This window comes from Bacillus sp. SM2101 (assembly GCF_018588585.1).
GTDB lineage: Bacteria > Bacillota > Bacilli > Bacillales > SM2101 > Nanhaiella > Nanhaiella sioensis.
The window spans coordinates 1-6,546 of sequence record NZ_JAEUFG010000056.1; the positions used below are offsets into that span (position 1 = coordinate 1).

The 6,546-nt window shown below is 32.0% G+C and carries 9 protein-coding genes; 3 read left to right on the plus strand and 6 right to left on the minus strand.

Going from position 1 to position 6,546, the window contains the following annotated elements:
* Nucleotides 1-87 precede the first annotated feature (87 nt).
* Nucleotides 88-180: a putative holin-like toxin gene (locus tag JM172_RS24990; protein ID WP_250886864.1), complete on the minus strand. Its 93-nt coding sequence runs from the start codon at nucleotides 178-180 to the stop codon at nucleotides 88-90.
* Between the two features lie 434 nt (nucleotides 181-614).
* Between JM172_RS24990 and JM172_RS23660 the strand changes: the two genes are divergently transcribed.
* Nucleotides 615-1,517, plus strand: a complete 903-nt coding sequence (locus JM172_RS23660) for a glycerophosphodiester phosphodiesterase (protein ID WP_214484844.1) — start codon at nucleotides 615-617, stop codon at nucleotides 1,515-1,517.
* 37 nt (nucleotides 1,518-1,554) lie between these two features.
* Here JM172_RS23660 and JM172_RS23665 read toward each other — a convergent pair whose 3' ends face one another.
* Both JM172_RS23665 and JM172_RS23670 read right to left on the minus strand, forming a co-directional pair.
* On the minus strand, nucleotides 1,555-2,325 hold the full coding sequence (locus JM172_RS23665; protein WP_214484845.1) for a sporulation protein: 771 nt from the start codon (nucleotides 2,323-2,325) through the stop codon (nucleotides 1,555-1,557).
* Nucleotides 2,326-2,423: 98 nt separating this feature from the next.
* Nucleotides 2,424-2,597: a YozD family protein gene (locus JM172_RS23670; protein ID WP_214484846.1), complete on the minus strand. Its 174-nt coding sequence runs from the start codon at nucleotides 2,595-2,597 to the stop codon at nucleotides 2,424-2,426.
* Nucleotides 2,598-3,042: 445 nt separating this feature from the next.
* Between JM172_RS23670 and JM172_RS23675 the strand changes: the two genes are divergently transcribed.
* Nucleotides 3,043-3,222 (plus strand): hypothetical protein, encoded by a 180-nt coding sequence (locus JM172_RS23675; protein WP_214484847.1) that lies wholly within the window; start codon nucleotides 3,043-3,045, stop codon nucleotides 3,220-3,222.
* Nucleotides 3,223-3,227: 5 nt separating this feature from the next.
* Here JM172_RS23675 and JM172_RS23680 read toward each other — a convergent pair whose 3' ends face one another.
* Nucleotides 3,228-3,902 carry a hypothetical protein gene (locus JM172_RS23680; RefSeq protein ID WP_214484848.1) on the minus strand — a complete coding sequence of 225 codons (675 nt, stop codon included), beginning with the start codon at nucleotides 3,900-3,902 and terminating at the stop codon, nucleotides 3,228-3,230.
* A gap of 113 nt (nucleotides 3,903-4,015) precedes the next feature.
* Nucleotides 4,016-4,237, minus strand: a complete 222-nt coding sequence (locus JM172_RS23685; protein ID WP_214484849.1) for a YozE family protein — start codon at nucleotides 4,235-4,237, stop codon at nucleotides 4,016-4,018.
* Between the two features lie 548 nt (nucleotides 4,238-4,785).
* Between JM172_RS23685 and JM172_RS23690 the strand changes: the two genes are divergently transcribed.
* Nucleotides 4,786-5,415: a YdbC family protein gene (locus JM172_RS23690; protein ID WP_214484850.1), complete on the plus strand. Its 630-nt coding sequence runs from the start codon at nucleotides 4,786-4,788 to the stop codon at nucleotides 5,413-5,415.
* Nucleotides 5,416-5,632: 217 nt separating this feature from the next.
* Here the strand turns inward: JM172_RS23690 and JM172_RS23695 are convergent, their stop codons facing one another.
* Nucleotides 5,633-6,337: a hypothetical protein gene (locus JM172_RS23695; RefSeq protein ID WP_214484851.1), complete on the minus strand. Its 705-nt coding sequence runs from the start codon at nucleotides 6,335-6,337 to the stop codon at nucleotides 5,633-5,635.
* Between the last annotated feature and the right edge of the window lie 209 nt (nucleotides 6,338-6,546).

Consider the following 6,546-nt stretch of genomic DNA (forward strand, 5'->3'; position numbering starts at 1 on the left):
TAGTTTCTAAGGAATACTTTGTCATTAAAAACTGCACCTCCGTTGTTAGTTTTGTCTAACAATTGGGGTGCAGTTCATAAGGGCGGTCTATTTTTTATGTTGAAATGAAAGAATCGCTACGACTAATGTTGCAAAAGCAATCATGAGCATTATCCCTTCAAATGTAGTCAACATAGGCATCACCTCCCTTCGCAAGGAGTATGAAGCCGACCACCCTTTAGCTACCGAACTATTGTATTCCAATTATACCATAGTTACCCATATTATCGTATGTTGGTCTCATCTAGCTTGTCTATTTAACATAATAAAAGTTCCAATTATTCATCTGAACAACTGAAACTAATGGACTCAACAATTATTGTGCTTTCAAGATTTATTATCTCCTTTAGCTGTATGTATTGCTCCATATTAGACGACTTATGCGTAGCACGGATCTGAAATAACGTGATTTATAAAAAGAATTATTAAGTTCGAAAATATCGGAAAAGCGGTCACAACCATCAAAGTTATTAGACGACTGTTAACAGAATTAGTAAAAATATGCCTAAGCATGTTTACATGTTCGTTTAAGCTTGCATATAATAATGTAATTTTATTATGGGAAGGAGGACGTGATGTATAAGCTAATGTTGATGTTGTTCAGTATTTATTTTTTTCTTTCCTCGGCATTTGTCTATGGGCAAATGTTAATAAATGATTCTATCATATTTATAGCCCACCGGGGAGCATCCGCTTATGCACCAGAAAATACTTTTGCAGCATTCGATAAGGCAGTTAAAATGGATGCTGATTATATAGAAGTTGATGTACAAATGACAAAAGACTCGCATTTAGTCATTATTCACGATCTAACGGTTGACAGAACGACGAATGGAGCTGGTTATGTAAAAAACTTAACACTAATAGAATTACAGCAGTTGGATGCAGGTAGTTGGTTTCATACAAAATATGCAAATGAACAAATACCTACATTATCAGATGTTATAGAACAATATAGCCGACATATTGGCATTATGATTGAAATTAAAAACCCTTCACATTATCCAGGTATAGAAGAAAAAATAGTGCAAGTACTTCAAAAATACCAAAGCGAACAAAACTTGCTGCAGCATATTAAAGTACAATCATTTAACGAAGCCTCTATGGTGAAATTCCATTCACTGCTCCCTTCAATTTCTTCCGGAATCATTATTGATAAATCAACCTCACCTTATCAAATCCTACAATATTCAGGTATATTTGATTTCATATCAGTTCATAAGTATTTTGTAACAGACGTACTAATAAAAACAGCCCATTCTATTGATGTCAGCATTTTTGCTTGGACGATTGATCGTTCTGAAACTGCAAACAGGCTTGCTATAAACGAACCTATTGACGGAATCATAAGTAATAAACTAATGACTAAGAATGATATGACTAATAAGCAATTAATACTATACGAAAATTTTTGTGTTATGCCATCAGGGAACTTAAATGAACAGCTTATTTCACAAGAAGAAAAGTCAAAAGGTTGAGCTTTCAGTCAACCTCTTGACTTTCTTATCATTTTATTTAGCAATATCTCTCGATTAGTTCTTTCATTTTTTGTGTAAGATAATCCATATCATTAGTTGTAACTGTAAAACGGATGATGGATTCGTCCATTTCCAACGCTTCTGCTAAAAAGCCACCCAGACCTCTCGCTCGACGGTCTACTTCCATAAGTACTTCAACACTGTCATGTGATTGAGGGAAGAATACTAACTCCAACTCATCTAACTTACCTCTAAATGGTCCACTCGTAGGAAAAAACTCAAACTCTTGAATAAATGGCAAACGCCCTTTCATACTATACGGAGCTTGTTCACTTTCAACTTCACGCAGACGAAAACCAAGTTCGTTAATTGAGTTAAAAATAGCAGTTGTTAAAGGCATCGGCTCTACTAAAATGTAATCCTTGTCACTAGGATCAACAGCATTTTTAATGTCTAATCCTGTTTGAATCCATACTTTTGTTTTACCCATTGTAACAGGAGTGTCAATAGGTAGCTCAAATGAGAAGGGGATTTCTTTTGCTTCCCCAGCCTTTATTGTAAAAGGTTCATTAATTTTAAACTTTCCAATATCAACTTGTCTATTAACCTTTGTATCATTAACTTCTTTAATATAAGTTGTTTTGACAGACAAATAGATTGAATCGATGTCCTGATCAACATTACCACCAGTTAGTTCAACAATACCTTTTACTTCTTCACCAGCTACTAATCGGTCATTATACAGCTTTGTATCAACTGTTGTCGAACCAATTCCAATACTTGCAAACATTTTATTAAAAAATGACATATTCATATCCTCCCATTTTCGCAAATATATTGACTAATCCTATTATACTATAAACACCATGTTCAAATAGGAAGTATTTTCAATAATTTTTTGCAGTCTTAGTCTGTATCAAATTCCTCGTCAATGATGTTCTTCTTCAGTAAATATTCAAAAGTGATATCTGCTATATCTAAGAGATCTTCTGCGTGTGGAATATGTCCTCTCTTTAGTAATTCATTAAAGAAAAACTCAGCAATTTCTTCTGTATCAATCACTACATTGATTTCACTCATTACATTTACCGCCTCCTTTTTTACAGGTTTATGTGTGAAATTTTTACGATATACCAAAAGATTCAAATCATGACACGAACATTATTTTTTGCAAAGGGTTTATTCGCATTATTTGTTACTTTTTAAAATGGGATGTTTCCTACTAAAAAACCATGGCAGCTTTCTTCTAACGATGACTGTTGATTAAAACAACATCCTTATCTTCTATTTAGGGACTATAGGAATAAAGCTTATGAAAAGAGCGTTATAAGTGGGGCTAAATACGAATATGACTAACGTTCGGGGCATATTTTTTTCTCTAAACACTATAAAATTCATATCATAAACACCAGTTATTCAAATGTGGGTGGAAAAGTTAATGAAAAGAATCTTTGTAAAACATGTATATTATGTAATGACATTACATATCGTGTAATAAAAGTTAAGTTTTTTAGGAGGGCTATGTATGTATGCAAAGCAAGTAACTTATGTAAAGCCTCATGCGGAAAGTGAGGAGATGAATGTTGTAAGTGGACAAGCTTTTGACAGTTTATTAGAAAAGGTTACAAATGGGATGTTTGCATGCATCAAATATGTTGGTTTGCCTTACTTGATCTACATCTTAATTAAATTTTTTCAATTATAAAATTATTATCTACTTAAATAAAGTGATAGTTTTTCTAAATGATAGAAAATAATATCCATTATTTTTTTATATTCCTCATCCTGAAATGTTTCATATAGGCGTTTGTAGTCGTTATAAATATCTAAATAGTAGTCAATCAGTTGTAAATATTTTTTTTTAATATACGTACGACTTTGATCAGATTCTTCTACATAAGAAGGTGAAAAATGATCTAATTCCTTATGTTTTAAATATTTTAACGTTACATGTTTTTTTGTTAATACCTCACTACTATCTTTATCAGATAATAAAACTAGCTCTTCTTCACTGACTTCAAGCCACTCCCCCTCATTAATGCTTACGAGTTCATAAATAATATCAACAGCAACCTCAGCTTGATAATGCCATATTTCTGTTCTAATTCCTATTACTTTGAATAAGGTGTTTCCATATTCTAACACCTTCACAATATCACCAAAATAAAATTTATAATCGATTTCCATTTTTTCAATTTCAACATTATTTTCATAATCAGCTAATAACTGAATCGCATTTTGGACATATAACTGATCACTGTAATTTACTTCATATAAAATTAACCCATCTATCATGGTGACATTTGTAATCATCCCAACAGTACCATATTTGGAAATGACAACTACATCACCGACTTTAAATTGTGGTTTTTTTTCATTCTTCAAATGTAATAACCCCCTTGCTGTAAGCTACATTCTAATACATTATTATATGCAGCTAGATCAGAAGAGGGATAAATCAATTTAACTTCATGACAGGATATTTTAAAGTTATATTTCTAATGTTCCTCATGAGCTCTATATAGCTCCCAAGCTGTATCAAATATTGACATACTGGCTAAGTACGAACCATTCATTTCTAAATACGTGCTAATTTCATTATAATCAAAAGAATTTTTAGGAAAGCCATGATCTTGGTAAGCATTGTTTGCAAAGCCCCCGATATCAGTCTTTGCTTTTGGTTCCCTATATGTCATAAGATAATGATAAAATGATTTCAAAGCTACTACCTCTCAATCTCATATACATGATATTAATTGTGTTCATTGTGTTTATATTAACTTTTTATATAACTATGGGTCAATTATTTTCACCTTACTTGTCTCGTGGTACTTTGTTTTACTATCATGCAGTGGGCTTTTATCAAAGAGGAACACAAACTTTTCTAACAGAGTTCTGCAATCCCTTCGTAGCTGAATTATTTAAGTATTTAAAAAGGTACTTAAACAAATTCTCTGCCCTCAATACAAATCCAGCCTCTTGCTGTATTTTCATAAACCTAGTATCAGAAAGAAATCAAAAAAAAAACACGAACAACTAGATAACTATTTTTTACTGTAATTATTTCCACCCAGATCCAACGTGCAACATAGGAGCTACCATTACCTCAATTAGATCATACATATGTTGTACTCACACGCAAGTGTCTACATCAAAAGTCGTATATAAATTACTTCATCTTATTGATGTAATTATTGTAAAAGTAGTACAAGATTGAAGGAGTATACAGTCCTTGTAAATTTTTTTAAATCTGTAATGAGGTGATAGGATGTTAATTAAATGGATCGTTTGTAATGTACCATTACATAATAGAAGACAGTTTTCAATTGCACAAGAACAATGGAGATCACTCCAAAATATAGATGGTTTTCTAGGCCAAATTGGAGGATGGGATATAAATACACCTACTAAAGCATGTATTATCGCTTTGTGGAAGGATCATTCCTCATATAAGTTATTCATGAAGAATAAGCATGATGAAATCATAGAAGGTAATGATCAAATGAACGAATATGATAGTATTAAAGTTGAAATTTTTGAAAACAATTTAAAAGTAATGAACTTTAATATAAGTGAGGTTCTACAAAAAGCAACATTTTTAAACGTCGAAAAAGGCACCTGTACAAAAGAGAGGCAGAACCATTTTGAAAAGAGTCAAAATTCATTATGTGATACAAAAATGAATGAAAATAAAGATATGCTAGGATGGATGTTTAGTAATAATCAGCGTTCATACTTAATAGCTTCATTATGGAACAATATAGAAGTCGATCATACATACACAAAAAAATCATTACCCAAAGTAAATGAACAATTAACTAAAAGGAAAAATTCACGCCAAATGAAAGAGAATTTAGTACAGTTGGATAGAAGTTGGTTAGTAAGTTGTAATATATAAGCACTCATAAAAAACAAGGACGTCATGTTAATGAAAACTTATATTATATATTGTTAACGGGATACATAACATCATAGAATTGTATCTCAACTCAATTATAATATAAGTTTTTAATCATTATACAAACCCAAATTACATAATGCTAACGTCTATGGAATTGAATGTACTATTTTTTGTTAGAAAGAGTATCATCATTTATTTTAAGTAGCTAACCTTTTTACATACCTCTACTAAAAAAACGTTTATATTTTTTAAAAGCTTTATATGGTGGAAGATTGACCGTTTCATCAGGTTGGTAGCATACCCTATCATGATACGGCATCTCTAACATTTGCCATTTAAAATCTTCTTCTGTACATTTTATAAAAAAATCATATCCTTCATCATCAGAAGGAAATAGAGTTAATCTTGCCTCTTCGTAATTTAACGCAGTATCAATGGCATCTCGTAGCTCGGTTAAAGCAGCACGATTAGCAATTAAAAACGCATTTCCATGCCACGATTGCTGCCCAAATATATGACACGTAGGCATAGATTCATCCTCCTCATAAAAAAGATTGTTATATACTTTTTCAAGCTGATGTAGAATTTCTTTTGGTTTAGTAACATCTAGATAGGTGTCCATGCCCCATTCCGAATCCCTTTGTCCACCACCCCAAAACTGTGAGATAAACTCATCATAAAGAGCATTATTTTCAACAAATAAATACCTTTCTGACCTATCATCTAAATCTCCGATGAAATAATAGCAGTGAATTTGCATTTCTTCTTTTTTATACAAATAATGATATAAGGTTTCTGCTATTTTTTCTGTTTTACATATTTTAAATTTAAATTTTTTCGCCCTTTTCGGCTTTAGTAAACCATTGACAAAGGGTGTCTTTGGAATATAGATAGCTGTAAACAAATCAGTATTTGACACGACTAAAAACATCTCTGTTAAATTTATTGTCTCATCCTACTTTGTCTTTATTATTATGATGACCATGCTTTTGACACTCCCACCCCTAAAGGAGCAAGCTGATAGCCTTACGGCATCAGTGGGATTCTCAATTGATTAAACCGAAGTGCATTTCTGCTATCGGAGTATGACCTCGAGATTAGGGTATGCCATTACCCTTCCTAAGACAG

Bases quoted from the DNA above. Each gene is read 5' to 3' on its own strand.
- JM172_RS24990 (WP_250886864.1), bottom strand. From the start codon at position 180: ATGCCTATGTTGACTACATTTGAAGGGATAATGCTCATGATTGCTTTT.
- JM172_RS23660 (WP_214484844.1), top strand. From the start codon at position 615: ATGTATAAGCTAATGTTGATGTTGTTCAGTATTTATTTTTTTCTTTCC.
- JM172_RS23665 (WP_214484845.1), bottom strand. From the start codon at position 2,325: ATGTCATTTTTTAATAAAATGTTTGCAAGTATTGGAATTGGTTCGACA.
- JM172_RS23670 (WP_214484846.1), bottom strand. From the start codon at position 2,597: ATGAGTGAAATCAATGTAGTGATTGATACAGAAGAAATTGCTGAGTTT.
- JM172_RS23675 (WP_214484847.1), top strand. From the start codon at position 3,043: ATGTATGCAAAGCAAGTAACTTATGTAAAGCCTCATGCGGAAAGTGAG.
- JM172_RS23690 (WP_214484850.1), top strand. From the start codon at position 4,786: ATGTTAATTAAATGGATCGTTTGTAATGTACCATTACATAATAGAAGA.